The sequence below is a fragment of the Borrelia sp. A-FGy1 genome, from assembly GCF_014084025.1.
In the GTDB taxonomy this organism is placed as follows: domain Bacteria; phylum Spirochaetota; class Spirochaetia; order Borreliales; family Borreliaceae; genus Borrelia.
Genome location: NZ_CP043704.1, coordinates 1 through 2,790, shown reverse-complemented (window position 1 = coordinate 2,790; position 2,790 = coordinate 1). Strand labels below are relative to the sequence as shown.

Genomic DNA, 2,790 nt, shown 5'->3' with positions numbered 1-2,790 from the left:
AGTAGTGCTTTTATTTTTTTAAAAAGCATATCCTAAAGAATATGCTTTTGTTAAATGAAATCAATTAGTTTTGAATGTTTTATTGGGAGGTTATTTCATGTATTTAGTTGAAAATATCTAACCTTGCCTAGATACCCTAATAATAATTCACTTTTAAAATAAAACAAATGTTAGGCAATGAGATTAGACTTAAAGATCTGCAAGAATATCCTTTTTTGTGTTCTGCAAGTAGATTTATAATCAATTCCCATTTGTTTGAGGTTAGAGTTTAGGAAAGAAGTAAGCTGACGTAAGTTATTATATTGATTTGCATTTTTGTTAAAAAAGTCTTCGATTAGAAAAGCAATAGTTTTTTCTATATAAGAGCTAGACTGTCTAAAATGAGCAAGAGAAGTGGCATTTAAAACTAAATTCTTAAAAGAAGATAGGTAGGATAAAATTTTATTTATATTTAGGAGAGGGTCATTAACTAAGATAATATTATCTATCTTAGAAGGAGATGCAAAAGAATCTTTACAAAGAAAGGCATTTTTACTTAAAGTAGGAGCTATTTTTTGTGTAAAGATAAAATAATAAATAGCTTCAATAGTTTTAGTAGTAAGAGCAAGACTAAATATTCTTTTAAGAATTCTATTTACCTCTCTAGCATGAAAATATAAGCTAGAACTAGCTTTTAGAAATCTAATAGCTTTAATAATTAAGCTAGCATCAACAAGAGAGAATATTTTCTAAAGAGTCTGCTACTATTTATTTTATAAACTAAAAAATTAGTATGTTTTTTAACAGATAAAATTGATTTGTTATTAAGATGCTCTAGCGGAATGCCAGTTGACATAATAATACCTAATGTTTTAAGAAGAATAGAATGGGAATTAAGTAGACAAGTAGAGATAAAAATAAATTCATTGTGATTTATAAGAATAGTAGCAGGAGAAGCAATAGTGATCTTTTTTTTAAACAACTTAGTAAGTAAAAACATAATTATTATAATAATTATACAACTCTTTTACTTTTAGAAGCAACTTTGGTACTTTTAGAAATAGTGTCTGCAACTTTAGTACTTTTGGGTGCAACTTTGGTACTTTTAGGGGCAACTATGTTATTTTTGTTAATAACTAATAACTTTGTACTAATAACAACTAATTATAATTAGTTGTTATTAGTATAACCTTACTTTCTCTCTACCCATTCTTCCTAAAAACACCTCTTTTCCCCTACTCTATTAAAGAAACTATTTTTCAAGAATAAATATTTTTGATATAGATTCAGTAATACATAATTCTAAAATACTATTTAAAATCAAAAAAAATTTATTTATCCTCAAATTCATCTCATTCTAGTTTTTATTTAAATTCTTATTCTATGTTATTTAATTTTATGATATCTATCTTAACATCCAGCTCATAATCTTGATTACTACTATAAATGTGATATAATGATAGAATATTCTAATAATATTCTATTTTAGATAGAGGTAATATAATGAATTTAATGATTAAAGTGTTATTGATATCCAGTTTATTTTCTAGCTTTATCTCTTGTAAATTATATGAAAAGCTTACAGATAAATCCCAACAAGCTTTAGATAAAGATAAAGCTTTTGTCTATGATAAAGACATAGCTGATAATAAAAATATAAATTCTAGTTTTAAACTAGATAATAGTTCTATAAATTCTATAAAAGACACCAATAGAAGTGGTCGAACACCTAGAAGTGCAGATGATGATGAAGAAATTGGTGTAAAAGAAAATAATCAAAACAGAAATGATCAACAACAAAATAATGAAAGTAAACAAAAAGAAAGTGAAAAAAATAATAGTTCAGGCATACAGGCAGATAGTAGTGTAGGCATAGCCCATTCCGCTGCTAGTGAAGTAGACAACAAGAAACATGATACTAGCAGACAGCCTCAACTATTTAATAAGGACTCTAGTGAAGCTAAGGAAGCTAGGAAAATTATGCACGAAGCTTCTAACTCCTTAAAAGAAGCTGAGAAAATAAATGCAGCTTTAGAAAAAACAAGATCAAAACTTGATAAGATAAAAAGATTAGCTGGTACAGCTAACTCTTATTTAGATACTGCTAGAAAAAATGGATCTAGAACTAATAAACCTAGCCAAGAACTATTGCATAAATTACATCAGGCTATTAATAAAACTAAGAGTAGTCATGCTTCTCTTAATTCTTTTTACAATGACGCTATTGCTGCTTTAGCTCTTGCTAAAGCTAGCTTTGAGCATGCAAAAAGAAAAGCAAATGATGCTTTAGAAGAAGCTTTAAAAGATATACCTCATTTAGGGAGTAATTATCTTTACCATTACCGGATAAATGATGCTAATGATGCAATGGAGAGTGCTAAAAGTTTGTTAGAGGTTGCTAAGAATAAACAAAAAGAACTTAATGAAAATATGACTAAAACAAATAAAGACTTTCAAGAGTTAAATGATATATATAAAAAATTGCAAGATGTGGACTCTAGATAAATAAAAGTAAAATATTAAAGACAAGCCAGACAATACTTTATGAGGTTTGGCTTCTTTATTTATGATACTCTCTTTCTAAACAAAACAACACTTTATTTTCTCTTAACTCTATAGTCTGACTTAAAAAATCATTATTTTTTAAATTCTTACATGAATTAACTTTAATATCTTTATTTTTAATATTATAATTATTATTAATATAGATATTATTTGCTATATAAGTACAGAACAAAGTTTTATTAAAAAGGAAATATAAATATTATGCGATTATGTTTAATAAAAATTTTTATTATACCTAATTTAGTA

Annotated in this window: 1 protein-coding gene; it reads left to right on the top strand. The window is 26.0% G+C overall.

All coding sequences use genetic code 11. The features are described 5' to 3' along the window. Positions 1 to 1,482: 1,482 nt before the first annotated feature. Positions 1,483 to 2,484: an immunogenic protein P37 gene (locus F0310_RS05525; protein WP_182117969.1), complete on the top strand. Its 1,002-nt coding sequence runs from the start codon at positions 1,483 to 1,485 to the stop codon at positions 2,482 to 2,484. Positions 2,485 to 2,790 lie beyond the last annotated feature (306 nt).